The sequence below is a fragment of the Wolbachia endosymbiont of Ctenocephalides felis wCfeT genome (genome assembly GCF_012277295.1).
Lineage (GTDB): Bacteria > Pseudomonadota > Alphaproteobacteria > Rickettsiales > Anaplasmataceae > Wolbachia.
Window position 1 is genome coordinate 861,432 of record NZ_CP051156.1, and the last position, 24,430, is coordinate 885,861.

Sequence of the window (24,430 nt, forward strand, 5' to 3'; positions counted from 1 at the left end):
GAAAAGGATTTAACTTCTTTGTATCCATTCAGGTGTATGGCTTAAGAAGCAATAGCCAGTAGGTTTTGAAAAGGATTTAACTTCTTTTGCCTCCAAGTCAAGTACAATGAAATTATCCTCTCAAGAAACATATTTCCCCGTTTCGATTGTGTAAAATATGAAACTTTTCGGTAAACAACGTAATGCCGAATCTGTCGCTCAGCATAGTTGTTTGTCAGTGGAATATTTTCTGGATCGTCCAAAAATTTCCACATCATCAGATCCGATTTCATGATATTTTTTGCTACTCGAGACGCTCCAATTGCCTCAGGTAAATTTGATATATTCTTTAAGTAATATCTCGTTCGCTTGCGTAATTTTCTTGCTCTTCTTATGAACCTTAATGTGTCTATTTCATCCTTTAACAGAGCTTTTTTCAATGCAAATAATTCAGTAGCAACATTCCTTAAATAATACCCCAAAACTTTCACTTCGCTATTCCAACTATGAGACAACCTTTCAAAATCTCTTGCTAAATGTGCCCAACAGACCTGCCTTTTCTTGCTGGAAAAGTAGTTGTAAGCTGCATATCTGTCGGTCACTACTAGGTTGTTATTCTTTCCAAATTTACTATTTTCCAGGACTTTCATCCCTCTTGACTCTGTCAATTTGATCACACTTCCTATTTTGCTCGCAAACATCCAGCACCAGCCCTGTTTACCTTTGTTGTAATGGCTAGTTTCATCGATATGTAAAATTTTGCTCTTGCTTACCTCTTCCTCAATTTGCTCATATGCTTCTTGGCATTTTTCTGCCACTCTAGCCTCGCTATTTGATACACTACCGACGCTGATATCCAGGTTGAAAATGTCCTTTATAATATTTGCCACTTCTTTTTTCGAATTCTTGTAAAATCCACTTAATGCTGCAATTACTGACTTAACTCTTGGACCAAATGTGTCCGCAGTTACTCCTTCTTGTAGCTTGCTACTTTTTCTTTTTCCACATCTTTTGCAACGTCCATGCTCTAGTTGATATTCAACTACATACGGCTTGATTTCCGGCAAATCGACCTTTTGATGAGTATACGGATCTTTTGATACCGCAATTTCTCCTCCGCACTCACACGTATTGGGCAGTTCTATTTTTACCATCTCATCTGCCTCCATTTTAGGGCGGTAACTGCCTTTATGTCCAACCTGTGCTCCTACTTTCCTGTCACTTTTTGGCTTATTTTCCCTCATCTTATATAATTCTTTGGAGCTTGGTATAGATGAATTTTTTGAACTTAAGCCAAGCCTTTCTTTTAACTCAGCGTTTTCGATCCTTAGCGCTTTATTTTCTGCTTTAAGCTCTTCTATTTTTGTTTCTAACTTTTCTATAGTCTGCTTAAACTTTCGCAAAATTCTAAAAGATCAACCATATTACCTCACAGCCACTCTAGTTTACCTTTTTAGCATTCCTTGTCTACTCTTTATTTTACCGCCCGGCTGAATGGATACCATTGGGTTTGCCATTTTTGATGGCAGTACGTAGTTCTTTATTTAGCCTGCTGATGGTAGTATGCTCTTCACATATCATGTGTGCTGTTACTTTCCTTATTGTTTCAGCTGAATTCAATATTTCGAACAATGGAAAAAGGTAAGGCTCTTTCCTTCTATGCAAGTGATAATTAGCACTGCACTCTAGAATATCACAGATTTTTTCTTTTGATAATGGTCCTACTACTCCTTTGTTAGGGTCAAAAAACATATGTCCTTCTTCTACTCTTATTACTGCTACTGCGTGTCCAGTTATGCCAAAAGACAAAACTTCTCCTTTTTCCATCTTTTCCAAATGTTTTTGAATAAATTACCTATTAATAGAAATTTGAGATCCTTTTGCCTCAAATTAATAGGATTTTTATATTTTTCTAAATACTTAACAGGAAGCGGTTTACCACAATCAACACAGCCTCCAAACATATCATTGATATTTCTTGCTTCTAAAGCAGTAGCTGCTTTTATTAACATTTTAGCAAGTAAAAACAATTCTTCTAACTCTTTATCTTCTAGCTTATTGCTTCGGAATTTTTTAAAATTTTCCTCATTTAATTTTTTAATATCACAATTTGCTAAGCTAAATAAATCATCAAAGTCTTTTTTGCCTTCTGGCCCTAAGTCTGTGAGAAAATTGGAAAGTGATAGACACACTCCTTCCCACGTATTTCTTCCAGTTTTTTTTTCAAATATTCCCTTCAGCGATGGAATTCCCATGCACTTTGTTACTACATTATTTAAATCACAGATCTTGCCAGAAAATAATTTGTCATATTCTTTGGGGAAATTATTATGGTAATGCCTAGTAACTGTAAATAATTTGCCACTATTTGCCTGATGGCCTAATTTTGATTGAAGTTGATTGATTTTACAACGTATAGGCTCATATAATACACCTTTATATTTATCAATGTTATACGAGATATATTCTATATAATTTTCTAAATACTCTAAAAAGATGTCACGTGATAATGCATCTTCACTCTCCGTTAAAAACGTAAATAGACGATCATCGTCTACATTGTCGCTTGTTTTTAATTTCTCAAGTTCATATTCATATTCGTTATTATATCCTAGCATGTTTTTTCCAATTTATTAATATATTAAAATTTGACATTATTATGTTAATAATATCAATATTTTAACATAATATATTAAATCTTAACTACGGATTAACATGAAATATAACAAGAGAGTCGTTTCCTTCTGAAACTTTATCTATAGACTAGACTTATTTACCAATAGGATAATTGCCAGTAAAACAAGCATCGCAGTATTGTGGCACTGTGTCATTACGTGTCTCCCCTTTTACAGCTTGATATAACCCATCAACACTCAAAAAGGCTAAGCTATCTACGCATATGCTTTTTGTCATTTCTTCTATTGATTGATTTGCAGCAATTAAATCTTTGCAATCTGGTGTATCAATTCCATAAAAACAAGAATATTTAATCGTTGGACTTGAAATTTTAAGGTGAATTTCCCCTACACCTGCATTCTTTAGCATCACCACTACATTTCTTAATGTACTGCCACGTACTATGCTGTCATCTATTAAAATTATATTTTTACCCTTTAAAATATGCTTATTTGCATCAAATTTTAACTTTATTCTAACTTTACGTACCTCAGCAGTTGGTTGTATAAAAGTTCTACCTATGTAATGATTGCGGATTATCCCAAGCTCCATAGGGAGTCCTGAATGCTCTGCATAGCCAATTGCTGCTGGTATTCCAGAGTCAGGTATTGGTACAATCATATCTATGTTATTTTGTGGCGGGCTTTCCTGTGCAAGTGTTTTTCCTATTTCCTTTCTTGTATCATATATGGATCTATTTTCCATTATGCTGTCTGGCCTTGAAAAATAGACATATTCAAAGATACAAAAACTTGATTTCTGTTGCACAAAAGGAAACACCGAGGTTAGCTCACCGTCTGGATTAATAACTACCAATTCGCCAGGTTGTATTTCTCTAACAAATTCTGCATTTATGATATCAAGAGCACAGGTTTCCGATGCAAGCACATACGAATCACCTAATTTTCCTAAAACGAGAGGCCTGATTCCCGCTGGATCGCGTACACCAATGATTGTTTCTTGATTTATTGCCACAAGGGAATAAGCCCCATTTATTTGCTTTAATGCATCTATAAAGCCCTCTAAGAAATTACCTTTTGTACTGCCTGCTATCAAATGCACAATCACTTCTGTATCAATATCTGATTGAAAAACATAACCTTGTTCAATTAATTGCTCACGCGTTGAAGAGACGTTAATTAAATTACCATTGTGCGCTACAGCAAAATCCCCAAATTTTTCACTATTGCCAGATATTGGCTGTGCTCCAAGTTTACTGCCGCTTGTTGCATAACGCACATGACCTATTGCATGATTTCCTGGCAAGGATTTCCTTATCTCTTCTACATCATCAAATACGCTGCTAACTTGACCTTGAAAGTGATAAGAATGTAACTTGCTGTTGTCGCTAGCTACTATGCCAAAAGACTCCTGACCTCTATGCTGCAAAGCGTGGAGACCAAGTATAGAATTAAAAATCGCATTTTCATTGCAATTTATACTGAATACCCCGCACTCTTCATGCACTTCATCAAGCATAAAATTATCTATAAAGCCTAATTTTACCTTGGTAGGCACAAAGTACAAGTACTTTTTAATATTTGTAAAAGATAGCCCACAACCATACAAACATCAAAGCTTCCATAAACTTCAAAATTACAACTTTAACGCTATTATCATGCGGCAACATACTTTTAAAGACCAGTTATTTCCGTTTTGGAAATAACTGATTTTCATATAATTTCCCATAATCTTATTAAAAAGTCGACGAAAATTAAGAGTATTGGATAAAATTTATATATTAGTAATGATATTTTTAAAGGAAGTAGAATGGGTAGGTATACTTACAAAGTTAATAGAAATATTTTAATAATAAAGCTTTTTTGTCATACTATGATTTGATTATAGGATCAAGTTAAAAAGACCTAGATTCTAGCGTCACACGCTAGAATGACACCTTTCTTTATGGCCCATAATATACCTTAAATTCAGTTATTTCCGTTTTGGAAATAACTGAATTTTTCCACAGTTTGCTACAGGTACCCAATTTCCTTTAATCTATAAAGATTTCCATGAATTTTACGGCCCATATGCCTCAAAAGCAGTTATTTCCAAAATGGAAATAACTGAATTTTTCTACGTAATATGGTCTTCATACACTAGAAAATGATGTCATTCTAGCGCATAACGCTAGAATCCGGGAATTTCAATTGAGCATAAATGATGAATATAAAAGTTATTTTGAATGGAATGTAAAAGGCTGGATCCCAGTGGGCTTTGTTGCATAGCTAAAGTAAAAAGAACTGGGAGTTACTGACGAAATTCATTATAAACAGGCATTTAACCGACAAAGGAAAAATATGCCAGTCAAAATGAAAGTCAGTAACTGCTACGAATATAACAAATTTCTCCAAGAAAGAGGAAATATTTTTTATTACGTCAACGATGCCATAGAAAATTGGTACGAAAAAAGTCCCAAAATGGCCGGTAGCAACAATATTTATAGTGATAAAGTCGTAATTCTAATTCACATAATAACTTATTTGTTTAGAATAGGCCTAAGACAAACGGTGGGGTTTATAGCGGGATACCTTGAGCAAATAGGAAAAAATTTGCAAGTTATCAGCTATTCCCAGGCTTCCAGAAGATTCAAAAAGCTTAACTTAAAAATTAATGATCGAAGACATGATAAAAACAGTATGGAAAATATTGAGATCGCCATAGATAGCACTGGAATAAGCATCTACAATAATATTCCAGGCCATAGTAAGGCAAACGGTACAGATAGAAAGTACCGTGGCTATAAGCAAACAAGAAAATTGCATGTAATGCTGGAGATAGGTAGCAAAAAAGTCATAGCTGCAAAATACAGTAGTGGAGTTTATTCTGACCACTATGGAGCCTGTGATCTTATTGCAAGGGCTAATGCTAAATACAATATAAGCACACTATATGCAGACAGAGCATATAATCGAAAGAAGTTATACAAATTGTGCAATGAGCTTGGCATAAAGACAAAAATTCCTCTGCAAAACAATGCAGTGGAGCATCCAAAGCTGGATTATATGGCTGAGAGAAATTCTACAATCAAGCTCATAAAGTCATATGGTGAAGATGGTATGAAGAAGTGGAAAAAAGAGATAAATTATGGGAAGAGATCTTATATAGAAAGTTTTTTCTCGCGACTGAAGCAAACATTTGGGTTTAGTTTTAGGAACAAATCTGAGATTAACCGTGAGAAAGAAATGCTACTCAAGTGTTATTTGCTGAACAAATTTACTGAAATAGGCATGGCTAAATTTGAGATAGCTTCATGAATTTATTATGCATTGCCTCCTATCCAAAGAGCGATGCAACAAAGCCAGCTGGAATTCATAAATAGTGAACTTATCTAAACACCGGTAGCTACTTAAGTAGCTACCTAATTTCCTACAATAATTAGACAAAATAAGAGGAGGGATGAACATATTACTGTAAATTCACGTATTTTTAGGTTATAATAGTAAAATATACGAAATATGGTATAATTATTATGAATGACTTTATAGTGGTAAAAGGGGCAAGAGAGCATAATCTGCAGGGTATAGATGTTAACATACCAAAAAATAAATTAGTTGTTATCACGGGGCTTAGTGGTTCTGGTAAGTCAAGTCTTGCATTTGATACAATTTATGCAGAAGGTCAACGCAGATATGTGGAGAGCTTATCAGCCTATGCGCGTCAATTTCTCAATATTCAAGATAAACCAGACGTTGAGTCAATTAGTGGACTCTCTCCTGCGATATCTATTAATCAGAAGTCAATTTCAAAAAATCCAAGATCAACAGTTGGAACCGTTACTGAAATATATGACTACCTGCGCTTAATATACGCACGCATAGGAATTCCTTACTCACCTGCAACAGGATTGCCAATCACTAAGCAAACTGTACCGCAAATTGTCGATGTAATAATGGCATTACCTTTGGAAACTAAAATATATGTACTTGCCCCGATTGTGCGTGGCCGCAAGGGTGAGCATCATAAAGAAATATTGGACGTTAAAAGACAGGGCTACGCAAGATTAAAGATAAATGGTGAAGTTCATAATATAAGTAATTTACCTAAGCTCGATAAAAATAAAAAGCACGATATTTTTGTAGTTGTAGATAGGGTGTCAATATCGGATGATTTGGGAAATCGCTTACCAAGTAGTATAGAATCCACACTAAAACTTGGTCATGGTCTTATGTATGTAGAAATAGTGGATCTACCAGAAAATCATAATTCTGAGTACAAAAATGGCCAGATTTTGACCTTCTCAGAAAATTTTGCATGTCCTGAGACTGGGTTCACATTAGAGGAGATAGAACCAAGGCTCTTTTCCTTCAATAGCCCTTATGGAGCATGCAGTGCATGTAATGGGCTTGGTAAAAAACTGAGTGTGGATACAAAGCTAATTGTGCCTGATGAAACTCTATCAGTATCAGATGGTGCTTTAAAGCCAGTTGGACAAGTATCACATCGCATGCAGACAAGTAGCGGATTTTTGAAAAATGCAATTCTATCACTAATTGAAAGTCGCATCAATATTCCATGGAAAAATTTAGCTCAAGAGATGAAAGACACGATACTCTTTGGCTCTGGTAAGTTTCAAGGTTTGGTGAATATATTAGAAAATCAGATGGACTATGATGAGACGTTGGTTGAGCAATATTGTTCTGTCACTAATTGCAAAGAGTGCGCTGGTTTCAGGCTGAGAAAAGAAGCACTTACAGTAAAAATTAATGAAAAGCACATAGGTGAAGTATCAGAATTCAGCATCGATGAATCCCTAAATTGGTTTGGAAATTTACCAGAAAAGCTCACGGAATCACAAAGGCAAATTTCAAGTAAAATATTAAATGAAATAAGCAAAAGGCTAACTTTTTTAAAGAATGTAGGACTTAATTACCTCACGATTAATCGTGAATCCAGTACACTTTCCGGCGGTGAAAGTCAAAGAATCAGGCTTGCTTCGCAAATCGGTTCAGGATTAACAGGAGTTTTATATGTTCTTGATGAACCTTCAATTGGTCTTCATCAGTGTGATAATGATCGACTGATCGCTACACTTAAGAATTTAAGGGATATGGGAAATACTGTAATTGTTGTTGAGCATGATGAAGACACAATAATGACAGCAGATTATGTAATTGATATTGGACCTGGAGCTGGTGTAAATGGTGGAAAAATTGTTGCGGAAGGAACACCAGATAAGGTACAAAAAAGTTCAGAGAGTATAACGGGGCAATATTTAAGTGGAAAGAAGGGAATTTCAATTCCGGAAAAGAGAAAGCAAGCATTGCAATGTATTAGAGTAATCAACGCACATGAAAATAATTTAAAGAATATAAATGTAAAATTTCCTATAGGAAATCTGATCTGTGTAACTGGAATATCAGGTGGAGGAAAGTCAAGTTTAGTAATAGAAACACTATATAAGTATTCAGCGCATAAGATACACAACGCATCTGCAAGGTATGGCAGATGTGATAAGATAGATGGGCTTGAATTTATAGATAAAGTGATAGAAGTTGATCAATCGCCAATTGGTAGAACTCCAGCGTCAAACCCAGCAACTTATGTTGGTATTTTTACCCATATAAGAAATTGGTTTGCAGGTCTTCCAGAGTCAAAAGCACGGGGATATAACATAAGCCGATTTTCATTTAACACCAAGGGAGGAAGATGTGAGGCATGTAAAGGTGATGGGTATTTAAAGATAGAAATGCATTTTTTACCTGATGTTTATGTAAAGTGTGAGCAATGCAAAGGGCAGCGATACAATCGTGAAACACTAGAAGTTACCTATCAAGGAAAGTCAATATCTGATATTCTTGATATGACAATAGACCAAGCTTGTGATTTTTTTGAAAACCTTCCGATAATACATGAAAAGTTAATTTCTCTGCAGGAAGTAGGACTTGGCTATATAAAACTAGGGCAATCGTCAACGACGCTTTCTGGTGGTGAAGCACAGCGAATAAAGTTATCGAAAGAGCTATCAAAGCGCTCCACCGGAAAAACATTATATATTCTTGATGAACCAACAACTGGGTTGCATTTTGAAGATATAAATAATTTGCTAAAAATACTTCATAAATTAGTTGAATTAGGTAATACTGTAATAGTAATCGAGCACAACCTGCACGTTATAAAAACTGCAGATTATATAATAGATATCGGCCCTGAAGGTGGAATTAAAGGTGGCAAAGTGGTTGCAACTGGCACTCCAGAAGAAATTGCAGATATACCAGAGAGCGTTACTGGCAAGTACCTTATGCCATATCTATCAAAATTAATTAAAGTGTAAAATTTATTGTAATTTATCTTAAATTAGGTTATACTAGTTAAATGGTTATTCATAAGGGGAATTATATGTTAAATACATGGAAAAACTTCATAGGCTACACTGAGAGCGGGATTGTTCCTGCCAAATGTACTTTTAATGGAGTCCATGAAAAGAGCCGTTACAGTAACAAAGATGCACAAAATAGTTTTTATCAGTCCGTGCGCTATATCGATAGTGTTGTAGGGCCGATAAAGGATATGTTTTTTGGCGTTCAAAAATATCAATACGTAGATAGAGCTAGATCAAGGATGGTTTTTGGTACTCAATATATAGGTACCTTAGGCGATAGACCAAAAAAGCTGTCTTCTATTTTAGAGCATGTAGCCCTTTGGATCATTTTATATACCATTACAGCTTTTATATGCACCATTTGCATATACATCATACTGGCCAGCAAAGGGGCTAGCTAAAGTAACAGATAATAATGATCTTAAAGAAAACACAAAATCGCTAGTTGATTATTCAAATATGTTATCAAGTAAGGCAGGGGAGCATAGTGGCAAAATAGCTAAGTTTATTAACATGGTTTTGAGCTGCATTTGCACTTTTGTTATTTGGGCTTTTGCATTAATCATAACTCCACTTGTTTGGGCTGTTGATAAGGTTTCAGGATGAAATGAGAAGCCCTGAAGGTATCCATTCAGCCGGGCGGTAAAATAAAGAGTAGACAAGGAATGCTAAAAAGGTAAACTAGAGTGGCTATGAGGTAATATGGTTGATCTTTTAGAATTTTGCGAAAGTTTAAGCAGACTATAGAAAAGTTAGAAACAAAAATAGAAGAGCTTAAAGCAGAAAATAAAGCGCTAAGGATCGAAAACGCTGAGTTAAAAGAAAGGCTTGGCTTAAGTTCAAAAAATTCATCTATACCAAGCTCCAAAGAATTATATAAGATGAGGGAAAATAAGCCAAAAAGTGACAGGAAAGTAGGAGCACAGGTTGGACATAAAGGCAGTTACCGCCCTAAAATGGAGGCAGATGAGATGGTAAAAATAGAACTGCCCAATACGTGTGAGTGCGGAGGAGAAATTGCGGTATCAAAAGATCCGTATACTCATCAAAAGGTCGATTTGCCGGAAATCAAGCCGTATGTAGTTGAATATCAACTAGAGCATGGACGTTGCAAAAGATGTGGAAAAAGAAAAAGTAGCAAGCTACAAGAAGGAGTAACTGCGGACACATTTGGTCCAAGAGTTAAGTCAGTAATTGCAGCATTAAGTGGATTTTACAAGAATTCGAAAAAAGAAGTGGCAAATATTATAAAGGACATTTTCAACCTGGATATCAGCGTCGGTAGTGTATCAAATAGCGAGGCTAGAGTGGCAGAAAAATGCCAAGAAGCATATGAGCAAATTGAGGAAGAGGTAAGCAAGAGCAAAATTTTACATATCGATGAAACTAGCCATTACAACAAAGGTAAACAGGGCTGGTGCTGGATGTTTGCGAGCAAAATAGGAAGTGTGATCAAATTGACAGAGTCAAGAGGGATGAAAGTCCTGGAAAATAGTAAATTTGGAAAGAATAACAACCTAGTAGTGACCGACAGATATGCAGCTTACAACTACTTTTCCAGCAAGAAAAGGCAGGTCTGTTGGGCACATTTAGCAAGAGATTTTGAAAGGTTGTCTCATAGTTGGAATAGCGAAGTGAAAGTTTTGGGGTATTATTTAAGGAATGTTGCTACTGAATTATTTGCATTGAAAAAAGCTCTGTTAAAGGATGAAATAGACACATTAAGGTTCATAAGAAGAGCAAGAAAATTACGCAAGCGAACGAGATATTACTTAAAGAATATATCAAATTTACCTGAGGCAATTGGAGCGTCTCGAGTAGCAAAAAATATCATGAAATCGGATCTGATGATGTGGAAATTTTTGGACGATCCAGAAAATATTCCACTGACAAACAACTATGCTGAGCGACAGATTCGGCATTACGTTGTTTACCGAAAAGTTTCATATTTTACACAATCGAAACGGGGAAATATGTTTCTTGAGAGGATAATTTCATTGTACTTGACTTGGAGGCAAAAGAAGTTAAATCCTTTTCAAAACCTACTGGCTATTGCTTCTTAAGCCATACACCTGAATGGATACAATCAACTATACAAGTAATGAAATAGAAGGTTTATTTATATTCTTTCATCAGTGTAATGTAATTATATGCAGATTGTGTAATATGTTTAACTTCCTCATCTGACATTTTTTTGAAAAATTTTGCTGGTCGGCCTGCCCATACTTCTCCACTCTTTATCACCTTTCCATGCGTAACTAGCGAACCAGCAGCTACCATAGCCTCGGACTCAATAATCGCATGATCCATAACAATAGAGCCCATACCAACAAATGCTTTGTCGTGGATTGTGCAGGCATGCAGCAAACAAGCATGTCCTACTGTTACCATACTGCCAATTATTGTATCGCCACCTTGATTTCTATCCACATGAATTACTGTACCATCTTGAATATTCGTTCCATCACCTATTTTTATCGATCCAACATCCCCTCTTACTGTACAATTAAACCAAATGCTAGCATCTTTCCCTACTTCAACCTTACCTACAATCTGTGAACCTCCAGCTACGAAAGCACTTTCATCTATTTTTGGTTCATAATCTTTATATTTTAAAATGTAATAGCTCATATTTTTTATATAACTATTTAAAGAAAAATATACCAGGCAATTAGTCTTAACTTTAAAGAAGTAATATTTTTTATGTATAATATAACTATAAACTTGTTAAGATTAGATGAAATTAGAATCATTACTTAAAAATAATTTTATAGCCGATAAAGACCGAGTTGCAATTGCAGTTTCAGGTGGTATAGACAGCATAGTTTTATTGCATTTAGTAATTAATTTGTCGATAGAACATGTAGTACTAACAGTGGATCATAGCTTGCGCCCAGAATCTAAGAAGGAAACAGAGTTTGTTATAAATTATGCAAAAGAACTGGGAGCAAAGGAATCTTATATACTCAGCTGGAAAAGGGATAGCATAAAAGGTAATATTCAAGCACAGGCACGGAAAGCGCGATATCAACTACTGACAGAATGGTGTAAAAAAAATGGTGTTGAGTATTTACTTGTTGCTCACCATAAAGATGATCAAGCAGAAACATTTTTGTTAAGACTTGAGCGCGGTAGTGGCATAGATGGACTATCGTCGATGGATTGCAAATCTTTCCTGAATGGTGTTTGCATATTAAGGCCGTTATTGAATTTTAACCGCAATGATATAGAAAAATACGCAAATTTCCATCAACTAAACTGGATTGAAGATAGAAGCAATCAGGATTTGAAATATAAGCGTACTTTATACCGCAATTTACTTAAAGCAAGTGACAATCAAGAAGTTTTAACAGAGAGAGTCTGCCTTACGGCTCTGCACATGAAAAGAGCTGCAAAAGCATTGGCGCACTATACGCATATGGCATTTAATGATTGTGTTAACATGCATGATTTTGGTTATATCGAGATTAAACTGAGTAAATTCTATGAATTGCCAGAGGAAATAGCGCTGAGGCTTCTGCTGTATTCTATAATGGCGGTTGGCAATAAGCACTATAAACCTAGGTATTGCAAGCTTATTGCTATATTTAATGAGATAGTACAAAAAGATAGCAATGTTAACCGTACACTTTCTGGATGCAAAATAAGAAAGTATGAAGAAAGCATCTTGATAATTAGAGAAGCAGCAAAAATAAGAGAGGTAACTGTAAACTTACCTTTAAATGAACCCATTAAGTGGGACAATAGATTCATTTGCACAATACTTGAAAAACAGGAATGTTCTGTTGTCATTGCTCCATTACAAAAAATTCCTGAATTCTTAAGAGATAACTCTTGTTGTCCTGAAATTTATTACTCATTACCCGTTATATACAAAGATGGAAAAGTACTTGCTTACCCATATACTAATAATGAAATAAAGTACATTATTTCTTGCACTATAGAAAAGAATTTGTTAAAATTAACTCTTAGTTAATTAAGAGATATTTTATGGCAATGGCAGTAGGTATTACAAGGAAAATAGAACCTGCAATTCCACAATTATCATCAGTAGAAGATATTAAAAAGGAAATACAATCTATAATTACACAGCCGTCATCAGGAGAGTCTAAAAAGGATGTACAACCTGTAATTTCACAACCGTCATCGGGAAACAAGTCTAGCAAATTAGGATTTTTATTAAAGTTTGCTTTATGTAGTTTAGTAGTTGTAGCTAGCATTTGCTTGCTGTACTTTGTGATTTGGGTCATGATTCCTTATATTCTTACATTAAGCATTATCAAGGCCATTCTAGGAGGCATTTTTGCAGCAGTTACAATGCCCTCTATACCTATTGGTGCTATAATATCGTGTATTGTTATTATTATGTCAGTAGATAAGCTACTTAAAACTAAAAAACAAACTACGCAAGAAGCAGTAGAAACAGTACTAGAAAAAGATTTAACAGAAAAAATAACACTTGATGATGTTGTCGTTCCTGGAAAAGTAAAAAAAGAAGTAGACAATATTCGTCACTCTTTTTCGCGAGGTTTAAAGGATACTGAAACAGGCTATATTTTTTACGGCCCTCCTGGAACAGGAAAAACTATGCTTGCGAATGCAATTGCAAATACAGTGGAAGGTGTGTTTATTAGCATTACAGCTTCTGAACTTATCTCACGATTCATTAATAACACTTCAGCCGATATACATGACTTTTTTGTAGACGCAAAGAGAAGAGTTCAAGAAGAGAGACAAAAAACAGAGAAAAACGTTCCTGGCATAATTTTCATAGATGAGATAGATGCTATTGGAGGAGAGAGGACGAGCAGTGATTCTATCTCCAGTCAAGAGCATAATCAATCTCTGATCGGGTTATTAAAGGAATTGAACGGTATCGATCCTAAAGATAATATCGTTGTAATTACAGCAACTAACCGTCTTGAAAGTTTGGACACAGCTCTGATTAGATCTGGGCGTTTAGGTAATCGTATCTTCATTGGACACCCAGATCAAGATGATCGAAAAAAGATATTAGAATTAAACATGAGGGATGTGTGTCCTGAACCAAATTTAGATTTGGAAGGAATTGCAAGTAAAACTGGAGAAGATTCAGGAAAAGTATATTCAGGAGCGGATATGAAAGCACTGGCGGATGGTGCGAAAACAAACGCTGAAAATAGAATGGAAGACAAGAAAAAAGAACTAGAAAAAAACTTAGAAGAAGATAAAGAGAAAGCTAGGAAGGATAAGGAGAGTTTAAATTTAACTTATGAAGAAGCTGTAAAAAAGAGTGAAGAAGCTTTCAAACAAGCTGAAGAGCAAGCTAAAAACTCTACTGAGGTTTTAAGATTGACTAAAAATGTAGAACAGGCTAAGGAAAACTTGAAATTAGCTAAAGGAAAGTATGTACAAAATAAGAAAAATTTTGAGTCAGCTAAAAGCACTTTAATATCAAAGCGTACAGAATTAGAAGATTTATTGATTAAAAAGTCAAATATTCAACGTATTGGAGAAGCTTTTGAGATGGCTAAGAAAGATTTGAAGCTGGCTGAAGAAAATGCTGAGCAAAAAGCTTGCAAATCCCTTAAAGAAGAAGTTATAGAAATAATGAAGGAAATAAATTCATCTAAAGAAAAAGCTGTAAAACATGCTAAGAAAGATTTGAAGCTGGCTGAAAAAGAGGCTAAGCAGGCTAAAGGAACTTTGAAGGAAGGTAAAGAAAAAGCTGAAGAACAGGCTAAGAAAGCTTTAAAGTTAGCTGAAGAAGAAGCTAATCAGTGTAAAGAAATTTTTGAGCGAATTAAGGAAGCAAAAGATGTGAAACAGGTTAAAGGCACTTTTAAATTAGTAAGAATAAAAATCAGACAAGCAGAGGAAAATTTTAAACGAGCTGAGGAAAAATGTCTAAAGGATATAGAGGAAGCTAAAGCATTTAAAAAGGAAATAAGCAATGCTGAAAAAGAGATTGAAGAAGCTAAAAAAAACAAAAGGCAGGCTAAAATAGAACTGAAAAAATGGATTAAAGAAGAATATATTAAGCAACTTGAACAAGATTATAAAGATGAAGACAAACTAAAACTAGTTAAAGAACTTTTTGAATTAGATGAAAGAGAAGATGTTATACAGAATGCTGAGAAACGGTTAAAATTACTTGAGGAAGCCATTAAATCACCTGAGAAATTGTATCCATTCAGGTGTATGGCTTAAGAAGCAATAGCCAGTAGGTTTTGAAAAGGATTTAACTTCTTTTGCCTCCAAGTCAGTATCCATTCAGGTGTATGGCTTAAGAAGCAATAGCCAGTAGGTTTTGAAAAGGATTTAACTTCTTTTGCCTCCAAGTCAAGTACAATGAAATTATCCTCTCAAGAAACATATTTCCCCGTTTCGATTGTGTAAAATATGAAACTTTTCGGTAAACAACGTAATGCCGAATCTGTCGCTCAGCATAGTTGTTTGTCAGTGGAATATTTTCTGGATCGTCCAAAAATTTCCACATCATCAGATCCGATTTCATGATATTTTTTGCTACTCGAGACGCTCCAATTGCCTCGGGTAAATTTGATATATTCTTTAAGTAATATCTCGTTCGCTTGCGTAATTTTCTTGCTCTTCTTATGAACCTTAATGTGTCTATTTCATCCTTTAACAGAGCTTTTTTCAATGCAAATAATTCAGTAGCAACATTCCTTAAATAATACCCCAAAACTTTCACTTCGCTATTCCAACTATGAGACAACCTTTCAAAATCTCTTGCTAAATGTGCCCAACAGACCTGCCTTTTCTTGCTGGAAAAGTAGTTGTAAGCTGCATATCTGTCGGTCACTACTAGGTTGTTATTCTTTCCAAATTTACTATTTTCCAGGACTTTCATCCCTCTTGACTCTGTCAATTTGATCACACTTCCTATTTTGCTCGCAAACATCCAGCACCAGCCCTGTTTACCTTTGTTGTAATGGCTAGTTTCATCGATATGTAAAATTTTGCTCTTGCTTACCTCTTCCTCAATTTGCTCATATGCTTCTTGGCATTTTTCTGCCACTCTAGCCTCGCTATTTGATACACTACCGACGCTGATATCCAGGTTGAAAATGTCCTTTATAATATTTGCCACTTCTTTTTTCGAATTCTTGTAAAATCCACTTAATGCTGCAATTACTGACTTAACTCTTGGACCAAATGTGTCCGCAGTTACTCCTTCTTGTAGCTTGCTACTTTTTCTTTTTCCACATCTTTTGCAACGTCCATGCTCTAGTTGATATTCAACTACATACGGCTTGATTTCCGGCAAATCGACCTTTTGATGAGTATACGGATCTTTTGATACCGCAATTTCTCCTCCGCACTCACACGTATTGGGCAGTTCTATTTTTACCATCTCATCTGCCTCCATTTTAGGGCGGTAACTGCCTTTATGTCCAACCTGTGCTCCTACTTTCCTGTCACTTTTTGGCTTATTTTCCCTCATCTTATATAATTCTTTGGAGCTTGGTATAGATGAATTTTTTGAACTTAAGCCAAGCCTTTCTTTTAACTCAGCGTTTTCGATCCTTAGCGCTTTATTTTCTGCTTTAAGCTCTTCTATTTTTGTTTCTAACTTTTCTATAGTCTGCTTAAACTTTCGCAAAATTCTAAAAGATCAACCATATTACCTCACAGCCACTCTAGTTTACCTTTTTAGCATTCCTTGTCTACTCTTTATTTTACCGCCCGGCTGAATGGATACTCCAAGTCAAGTACAATGAAATTATCCTCTCAAGAAACATATTTCCCCGTTTCGATTGTGTAAAATATGAAACTTTTCGGTAAACAACGTAATGCCGAATCTGTCGCTCAGCATAGTTGTTTGTCAGTGGAATATTTTCTGGATCGTCCAAAAATTTCCACATCATCAGATCCGATTTCATGATATTTTTTGCTACTCGAGACGCTCCAATTGCCTCGGGTAAATTTGATATATTCTTTAAGTAATATCTCGTTCGCTTGCGTAATTTTCTTGCTCTTCTTATGAACCTTAATGTGTCTATTTCATCCTTTAACAGAGCTTTTTTCAATGCAAATAATTCAGTAGCAACATTCCTTAAATAATACCCCAAAACTTTCACTTCGCTATTCCAACTATGAGACAACCTTTCAAAATCTCTTGCTAAATGTGCCCAACAGACCTGCCTTTTCTTGCTGGAAAAGTAGTTGTAAGCTGCATATCTGTCGGTCACTACTAGGTTGTTATTCTTTCCAAATTTACTATTTTCCAGGACTTTCATCCCTCTTGACTCTGTCAATTTGATCACACTTCCTATTTTGCTCGCAAACATCCAGCACCAGCCCTGTTTACCTTTGTTGTAATGGCTAGTTTCATCGATATGTAAAATTTTGCTCTTGCTTACCTCTTCCTCAATTTGCTCATATGCTTCTTGGCATTTTTCTGCCACTCTAGCCTCGCTATTTGATACACTACCGACGCTGATATCCAGGTTGAAAATGTCCTTTATAATATTTGCCACTTCTTTTTTCGAATTCTTGTAAAATCCACTTAATGCTGTAATTACTGACTTAACTCTTGGACCAAATGTGTCCGCAGTTACTCCTTCTTGTAGCTTGCTACTTTTTCTTTTTCCACATCTTTTGCAACGTCCATGCTCTAGTTGATATTCAACTACATACGGCTTGATTTCCGGCAAATCGACCTTTTGATGAGTATACGGATCTTTTGATACCGCAATTTCTCCTCCGCACTCACACGTATTGGGCAGTTCTATTTTTACCATCTCATCTGCCTCCATTTTAGGGCGGTAACTGCCTTTATGTCCAACCTGTGCTCCTACTTTCCTGTCACTTTTTGGCTTATTTTCCCTCATCTTATATAATTCTTTGGAGCTTGGTATAGATGAATTTTTTGAATTTAAGCCAAGCCTTTCTTTTAACTCAGCGTTTTCGATCCTTAGCGCTTTATTTTCTGCTTTAAGCTCTTCTATTTTTGTTTCTAACTTTTCTATAGTCTGCTTAAACTTTCGCAAAATTCTAAAAGATCAACCATATTACCTCACAGCCACTCTAGTTTACCTTTTTAGCATTCCTTGTCTACTCTTTATTTTACCGCCCGGCTGAATGGATACTTGTTGAGTTACAACACTCTTTGAGACTGTACACTTATTCTGAATCAGCTGATACGCCGGAAGTTTGATAAGCATAATTTGGTGCTTCTTGTGTAATTATTATATCATGAGCATGACTCTCTCTCAGCCCTGATGCAGTAATAGCAATAAATTTACAATTTTCCTTCATTTCTTCTATATTTTTATTACCAGTATAACCCATTGAAGCTTGCAATCCACCAATTAGTTGATGAATCACTCCTGAAGCTGAGCCTTTAAACGGAACTCTTCCTTCTACTCCTTCTGGCACTAATTTTAATTTTGATTCTTTATCTTGAAAATAGCGGCTAGCAGAACCACGTTTCATTGCACTAATAGATCCCATTCCTCTATAACCTTTATATGCTCTTCCCTTATACATAATAATCTCACCTGGGCTTTCATCAGTGCCGGCAAAGATTGAGCCAATCATCACAGAATCAGCCCCTGCAGCAATAGCTTTTGCAATATCTCCGGAATATTTTATTCCACCATCAGCAATGAGCCTAACATTCCTTGCTTTACATATTTCTGCAACGCTTTGAATTGCAGAGAATTGTGGCACACCAACACCAGTTACTATCCTGGTTGTACAGATTGAACCAGGTCCTATACCAACCTTAACCGCATCAACACCAGCATCAATTAATGCTTCTGCTGCTTCCTTCGTTGCAATGTTACCTCCAATTAGCTGTACCTCAGGATGCATTTTTTTTATTTCTTTAATGGTGTTAATAACGCCAGAAGAGTGACCATGAGCAGTGTCTACAACAATCACATCAACTTCTTCTTTAATTAAAGCTTCGCATCTTTCTATACCATCTTTTTTACCTATTCCAACTGCAGCAGCAACTCTAAGCCTCCCCTTACTGTCTTTGCATGAATTTGGATAACGACTATATTTTTCAATATCTTTAACAGTAATCAGGCCTATACAATAAGAATTTTCATCAACTACTAAGAGCTTCTCTATTCTATTTTCATGTAATAACCTCATTGCAGATGCGCTATCCACCTCTTGCTCTCGTACAGTTACTAACTTTTCCTTTGTCATAACTTCAGAGACTTTTACATCCATATCTTCATCTTCAATGAATCTAACGTCTCGGTTGGTTAAAATTCCAACTAATTTGCGTTGGTCAACTACTGGAATTCCGGAATAATTGTGCTCTCTCATCAATGAAATTGCTTCCGCAACTGTTTTGTCCGGAGAGATTGTAATTGGATTATATACAATCCAACTTTCATATTTTTTTACTTTTCTTACTTCTGAAACTTGTTCCTCTATTGATAAGTTTTTATGTATACAGCCTATTCCCCCATGCTGAGCAATAGCTATTGCAAAATTAGACTCAGTGACAGTGTCCATTGCAGAGGATATAAGAGGAATATTAAGTTCTATACTGTTTGTTAAATAAGTCTTTGTATCCGCATCACGAGGCAGTATATCAGAATATGCTGGCAAAAGGAGTACATCATCAAATGAATAACAGACTTCTACTTTCTTCATAGGCTTTATTTAAAGTTTACATACAAATTAATGAAATTGCAACAGATCATTACAAGATGACAAGAAAGCCTGTAAAAGCTATAGAAATTTAATAAAGAGAATTTTGCAAAAGCCCATTTTTAAATTACACTATGATTTTGAATTTACAACTTATGCCAAGTAGACTTATGGTTAAATCTTTTTCAGTATTACTTATATGTCTACTTGCTTTATATATAGTACTGCCAAATTTCATTGATAATCAGTTTTTCATCTCGAAAAAAAAAATAAATCTAGGGCTTGACCTCAAAGGAGGAGCATCTTTACTTCTCGACGTAGATTTTGATTTCTACCTGAAAGAAAGGCTGGGTATGTTAGCAGATGAAATGAAAGAAAACTTACTAGCACAAAATATTGAATCCAGTGTACAGAATAAGGAGCAAATAATTGTGACTCTAAGCAATACTGATGACCATAAGAAAGCCTCAGCGTTGATTGGTAAAATAAATCCAAATTTAGAGCTGAGCAAACAAGGCACTACCATTTTGGTTTCATACAAAACTCACTATAAAAATTCTTTAATTAATAGAGTAGTTGCAGAATCAATAAGCAACGTCCAGCGACGCTTAGATAAACTTGGTACAAAAGAAGTCAGTGTGCAAAAACAGGGGCAGAATAAAATATTAGTGCAAGTGCCTGGAGTAGAGGATACTGAACAAATAAAATCTTTACTCGGTAAAACTGCTAAACTAGCTTTTCACTTAGCAAACAGTAATGTAGCTTCAATGCAGGATATAGATCATGAAACTACAGTGATGCTAAAGGATGCTTTAGGGAATTCTTATCCAATATTTCGCAAAACAGAAATAGGTGGTGATTCATTAGTTAATGCATCAGTGAGATTTAGCTCCTTAGGTAAGCCAACAGTACATTTTAAATTTGACAGCATCGCAAGCAAGAGATTTGCAAAAATCACTAAAGAAAATGTTGGAAAACCTTTTGCCATTGTTCTGGATAACACAGTTTTAACTGTACCGACAATACGTGAGCCAATTTTAAATGGAGAAGGAGAAATAAGCGGTAACTTCACCGAAAAGCAGACAAGTGAACTTGCTATACTCTTAAAATCTGGAGCATTACCAGCACCATTAAAAATAATTGAAGAAAAAAATATTGGCCCAAGCCTTGGAGAAGAATCAATAAAAGCAGGTGAGTTAGCAGCAATAATTTCTATTTTTGCTGTAGCTTTATTTATAATTATCACTTACGGTAGATTAGGATTACTCGCTTCAGTTGCACTGCTTGTTAATGTTATCTTTATATTACTTATTTTGACTTTCCTTGAAGCAACCTTAACATTACCTGGAATTGCTGGTATTGCATTAACTGTTGGCATGTCAGTTGATGCAAACGTCTTAATATTTGAGCGCATTCGTGAAGAAATTAGATCGGGAAAAAGAACGGTACGCGCAATTGAAGAAGGATTTAAGAACGCTATAAAAACAATTCTAGATTCAAATATTACCACATTAATTGCTGCAGGAATAATGTTTGCCATTGGTAGTGGAGCAATCAGAGGATTTTCTATTACTTTATCAGCTGGAATTTTATGCTCGATGTTTTCTGCAATTACAGTCACAAAACTTTTAATAGAATTGTTTGCCGATCCGGAAAATCTTGCGCTTTCAACCTAACTACAGAGTCAACCAGTTGTAAAAATTCTATGTTTATTTTTTCAGTAAATTGATTATGCTAGGAGCATGCAAAAACGTCATATAACTATTTTATCCATATTACTGCTCATAATAGGCGTATTGTTTTTAATGCGTCCTATGCTTTTTCCATGCTTGATGTCTATCCTTGTTGCATACCTATTCAATCCGCTGGTAGTAAAATTTGAAAAATATAAAATACCACGTTTATATTCTGCAGTTTTTATAGCGCTTGCTCTATTGATAGTTTTTATAATAACCACCGCATTCGTTTTGCCTATCATACACTTTCAAATTGCCTCAATATCAAATTTCTTAATAAGTAAAGCACCTTCATTAAAGTTTATAATCATACCATCCATGCGGGAATTTTTAAATACAAAAGTTGAGAATGAGATGTTTGGCAATTTATCTAAAAATTTAGCAGAAAACTACAACAACTATGTGACTTATTTTATCAAGGCTCTTAATGTTGGGTGTAATTCCGTAATTCAAATACTAAGCTCAAGCTTTAGTTTAATTCATGTGATATCATTAATCGTAATAACGCCAGTAGTGTTTTTCTACGTACTGCGGGATTGGCCTTTGATTGTAGCAAAAGCCAGTAAATTAATTCCAGCTCCTTATAGAAAAAAAGTTGCAGATTATTTTTCAAAGGTAGATTTTATCATATCTCATTACCTGAAAGGTCAAGTTAATGTCTGTATTATTATGACAGTATTTTACTCTGTCGGTCTTAGTGTGATTGGGCTAGAACACTCCATTTCAATTGGAATCCTGTCAGGAGCATTAACATTTATACCTTATATAGGACCACTACTATACACAACTATCGGGTTTTTAAGTGCTATCACAGAGTTTAGCGAGTGGTTTGGAAGTTTAGCTGTTCTATCGTTATTTTGTATAGGGCAGCTAATAGATGCAAATATACTTGCTCCTTTATTGATAGGAAAAAAGGTTCACATACATCCTACCGTAATTATCCTTGGAGTTGCTATATGCGCTTCTTACTTTGGACTTATAGGTGTACTATTTTTCATTCCAATAATAGCAGTATTTAATGTGTCAGTAAAGTACGCAGTAGATCAATATCTAAGTAGTGAATTTTACAAAAAAGGCTAATGATGTGCAGTTGAATCTATTTAACAATAGCCAAGTTGATTATAGTCAGCAGAATTACGTTATATTGGACGAAAATAAGCATATATATAATTTGATAGTTGAAGATTCTTCTTGGAGTTCTCTAATTCTTTTCGGATCTAAAAGTTCCGGTAAAACACATCTTGCTCATATTTGGCAATCGATAAATGATGCCATCTTTATCAACGTAAATAATTTTGTAAGTGATATTAGGTATAGCAGCGCTTTTATATTGGAAGATATACACAATATTAAAGATGAAACGATGCTATTACATTGTTATAATTACATGAAAGAAAATAATAAGAGACTGCTAATGACTTCTGCAGTCACATTAAAAAAGCTAAATTTCAAACTAAAAGACTTGAGCTCTAGAATGCTTGCAACAACTAGTGTAAAAATTCCCTCAGCAAGTGAAGAGCTATTAAGAATTGTATTGATGAAACATTTTTCAGATAAACAATTAAAAATAGATTTAAAGGTAATTAATTATATTTTAGCGAGAGTAGAACGCTCTTTTTGCAGTATTAATAAGATTATAGAAAAAATAAATAATGAGTCTTTAGGATCAAATATAACTATTCCTTTTATTAGTACATTATTGAAAAAAAGACATCACGCTCTCTAAAGCATTATGCTAAAAATCTGTTAACATTCATGACATTCAAATTATTTATATTAGAACTATAATAAATATTATGTTATAATAAATATAGATTTAAAAAATACTCTATATTTTAATAGAATATGTTTTATAGGGTGTTTTTATAGATTTTATGTTATAATTTTAACCATGATGAAAATGAGATCAAATTTAAAAAAAAGGTTAAGGCGAAGGTTTGTGGTGTTTATTCTATTGTTAAATGCTTTCTTTGCCTCGTATTTTTTCATAAGAAATACAGATGATACCTCAAACAGAATTATAGTTAAAGAAATAAATATAGGAGCTAATAATGACAAGTAAGCAGCTGAAAGATAAGAAAGAAAATTTTTACATAACATATTATATAGATGCTTTAATCTCAGAGAGGTCTGCTACACAAAATACTTTAGAGAGTTATCGTTCAGATTTGTATCAACTCGAAGAATTTTTACAAGCAGGTGGCACAACTTTAGTAGGTGCAAACAAAACTAATATCAAAGATTATGTAAAATATTTGTGTGCACAACAAAAGTATAAGAGTAGCTCTATATCAAGAAAAATATCTGCTATGAAAAACTTTTATAAATGCTTATTTAATGATGGAATAATAGACATTAATCCTGCACCAGCTAATGATGATGAACTAAAAAATCCAAAAGTTTCTCGTCCATTGCCTAAATATTTGACAGTTGAAGAAATACTTTTGCTAATGAATACAGTAAGAAAAGCAGCACAAAAGTCAAACAAAGAGATAGGCAGCAAAAGATTATGCGCTATTTTAGATATTCTTTATTCTTCTGGTATGCGTATTTCTGAGCTCATTAATATGAAATTGCGTGAGGTGCTGCACTTAATAAACAACGATGAAAAAGAGTATTATATCATAATCAAGGGAAAAAGTGACAGAGAGAGGCAAATTCTTTTCAACGAACAGGCGTTGCAAAGTCTGAAAAATTATTTATCAATACGTGACAATCTTGTTTCTAACGGCAAAGAATCAGATTGGCTGTTTCCAGGTGATAGACCCAATAAACCAATTACAAGACAACGAATTGGTCAATTATTAAAGGAATTAGCAAGAAAGTGCAATATCGATGAAAATAAGATTTCTCCACATGTGATCAGGCATTCTTTTGCCACTCATTTATTAAACAGTGGAGCAAATATTGTATTAATACAAAAAGTCCTTGGGCATACCAATCTTTCTACAACACAAATATACACTCATGTTGCTAATGGAGAGTTGAAGGACAAATTGGCTAAAACGCACCCTATTACACAAATGATTGATAATTACGCAAATGATTAATAATTAACTGATTGTTTTTAGGTTATAAGGAAGTTAAACTTACATTC

Annotated in this window: 16 protein-coding genes and 4 pseudogenes; 10 read left to right on the forward strand and 10 right to left on the reverse strand. The window is 34.7% G+C overall.

Translation table 11 applies throughout. The features are described 5' to 3' along the window. Window positions 1–41: 41 nt before the first annotated feature. The 4 genes and pseudogenes from tnpC (HF197_RS04210) to purF form a co-directional block, all read right to left on the reverse strand. Window positions 42–1,402 (reverse strand): annotated as a pseudogene (gene tnpC, locus HF197_RS04210) (IS66 family transposase). Window positions 1,403–1,458: 56 nt separating this feature from the next. Continuing rightward, the gene (locus HF197_RS04215) at window positions 1,459–1,806 is read right to left on the reverse strand and encodes a hypothetical protein (RefSeq protein ID WP_168464384.1); all 348 of its coding nucleotides are present in this window, start codon (window positions 1,804–1,806) and stop codon (window positions 1,459–1,461) included. Further along, the gene (locus tag HF197_RS04220) at window positions 1,773–2,597 is read right to left on the reverse strand and encodes a hypothetical protein (protein ID WP_168464385.1); all 825 of its coding nucleotides are present in this window, start codon (window positions 2,595–2,597) and stop codon (window positions 1,773–1,775) included. Before HF197_RS04220 ends, HF197_RS04215 begins: the two co-directional genes overlap by 34 nt. 151 nt (window positions 2,598–2,748) lie before the next feature. After that, on the reverse strand, window positions 2,749–4,134 hold the full coding sequence (gene purF / locus HF197_RS04225; RefSeq protein WP_168464386.1) for an amidophosphoribosyltransferase: 1,386 nt from the start codon (window positions 4,132–4,134) through the stop codon (window positions 2,749–2,751). 821 nt (window positions 4,135–4,955) lie between these two features. Here purF and HF197_RS04230 point away from each other — a divergent pair. The 3 genes from HF197_RS04230 (at window position 4,956) to HF197_RS04240 (ending at window position 9,378) form a co-directional block, all read left to right on the forward strand. Then, complete coding sequence (locus HF197_RS04230; RefSeq protein WP_168463866.1) at window positions 4,956–5,912, forward strand: IS5 family transposase; 957 nt, start codon at window positions 4,956–4,958, stop codon at window positions 5,910–5,912. Between the two features lie 215 nt (window positions 5,913–6,127). Then, a complete protein-coding gene (uvrA, locus tag HF197_RS04235; RefSeq protein ID WP_168464387.1) occupies window positions 6,128–8,929 on the forward strand; it encodes an excinuclease ABC subunit UvrA in 2,802 nt (933 codons plus the stop codon). Window positions 8,930–8,994: 65 nt separating this feature from the next. Then, window positions 8,995–9,378 (forward strand): hypothetical protein, encoded by a 384-nt coding sequence (locus HF197_RS04240; protein ID WP_168464388.1) that lies wholly within the window; start codon window positions 8,995–8,997, stop codon window positions 9,376–9,378. Window positions 9,379–9,426: 48 nt separating this feature from the next. On the opposite strand, the gene HF197_RS04245 is transcribed toward HF197_RS04240, so the two are convergent. After that, window positions 9,427–9,639, reverse strand: coding sequence for a hypothetical protein (locus HF197_RS04245; RefSeq protein ID WP_168464389.1), 213 nt, complete (start codon window positions 9,637–9,639; stop codon window positions 9,427–9,429). 40 nt (window positions 9,640–9,679) lie between these two features. Between HF197_RS04245 and tnpC (HF197_RS04250) the strand changes: the two are divergent. Then, a pseudogene (gene tnpC, locus HF197_RS04250) lies at window positions 9,680–11,040 on the forward strand (IS66 family transposase). A gap of 52 nt (window positions 11,041–11,092) precedes the next feature. On the opposite strand, the gene HF197_RS04255 reads toward tnpC (HF197_RS04250), so the two are convergent. Further along, window positions 11,093–11,608, reverse strand: a complete 516-nt coding sequence (locus tag HF197_RS04255) for a gamma carbonic anhydrase family protein (protein ID WP_168464390.1) — start codon at window positions 11,606–11,608, stop codon at window positions 11,093–11,095. A 106-nt stretch (window positions 11,609–11,714) separates the two neighbouring features. Here HF197_RS04255 and tilS point away from each other — a divergent pair, with 106 nt between their 5' ends. Next, window positions 11,715–12,953 (forward strand): tRNA lysidine(34) synthetase TilS, encoded by a 1,239-nt coding sequence (gene tilS, locus HF197_RS04260; protein ID WP_168464391.1) that lies wholly within the window; start codon window positions 11,715–11,717, stop codon window positions 12,951–12,953. Between the two features lie 14 nt (window positions 12,954–12,967). Then, the gene (locus HF197_RS04265; protein WP_168464392.1) at window positions 12,968–15,166 is read left to right on the forward strand and encodes an AAA family ATPase; all 2,199 of its coding nucleotides are present in this window, start codon (window positions 12,968–12,970) and stop codon (window positions 15,164–15,166) included. Here the strand turns inward: HF197_RS04265 and HF197_RS07560 are convergent. From HF197_RS07560 to guaB, 4 genes and pseudogenes are all read right to left on the reverse strand, one after another. Beyond that, complete coding sequence (locus HF197_RS07560) at window positions 15,163–15,297, reverse strand: hypothetical protein (protein ID WP_256359329.1); 135 nt, start codon at window positions 15,295–15,297, stop codon at window positions 15,163–15,165. The genes HF197_RS04265 and HF197_RS07560 overlap by 4 nt on opposite strands. Then, window positions 15,243–16,603, reverse strand: a pseudogene (gene tnpC / locus HF197_RS04270) (IS66 family transposase). The gene HF197_RS07560 and the pseudogene tnpC (HF197_RS04270) overlap by 55 nt, the downstream one beginning before the upstream one ends. 56 nt (window positions 16,604–16,659) lie before the next feature. Beyond that, window positions 16,660–17,993 (reverse strand): annotated as a pseudogene (gene tnpC / locus HF197_RS04275) (IS66 family transposase). 113 nt (window positions 17,994–18,106) lie between these two features. Then, complete coding sequence (gene guaB / locus HF197_RS04280; protein WP_168464393.1) at window positions 18,107–19,600, reverse strand: IMP dehydrogenase; 1,494 nt, start codon at window positions 19,598–19,600, stop codon at window positions 18,107–18,109. 152 nt (window positions 19,601–19,752) lie between these two features. Between guaB and secD the strand changes: the two genes are divergently transcribed. The 4 genes from secD (at window position 19,753) to HF197_RS04300 (ending at window position 24,383) form a co-directional block, all read left to right on the forward strand. Continuing rightward, on the forward strand, window positions 19,753–21,273 hold the full coding sequence (gene secD / locus HF197_RS04285) for a protein translocase subunit SecD (protein WP_168464894.1): 1,521 nt from the start codon (window positions 19,753–19,755) through the stop codon (window positions 21,271–21,273). 66 nt (window positions 21,274–21,339) lie between these two features. Then, complete coding sequence (locus HF197_RS04290; protein WP_168464394.1) at window positions 21,340–22,413, forward strand: AI-2E family transporter; 1,074 nt, start codon at window positions 21,340–21,342, stop codon at window positions 22,411–22,413. Between the two features lie 4 nt (window positions 22,414–22,417). Next, window positions 22,418–23,059, forward strand: a complete 642-nt coding sequence (locus HF197_RS04295) for a P-loop NTPase family protein (protein WP_168464895.1) — start codon at window positions 22,418–22,420, stop codon at window positions 23,057–23,059. A gap of 325 nt (window positions 23,060–23,384) precedes the next feature. Next, window positions 23,385–24,383 (forward strand): tyrosine-type recombinase/integrase, encoded by a 999-nt coding sequence (locus tag HF197_RS04300; RefSeq protein WP_168464395.1) that lies wholly within the window; start codon window positions 23,385–23,387, stop codon window positions 24,381–24,383. Window positions 24,384–24,430 lie beyond the last annotated feature (47 nt).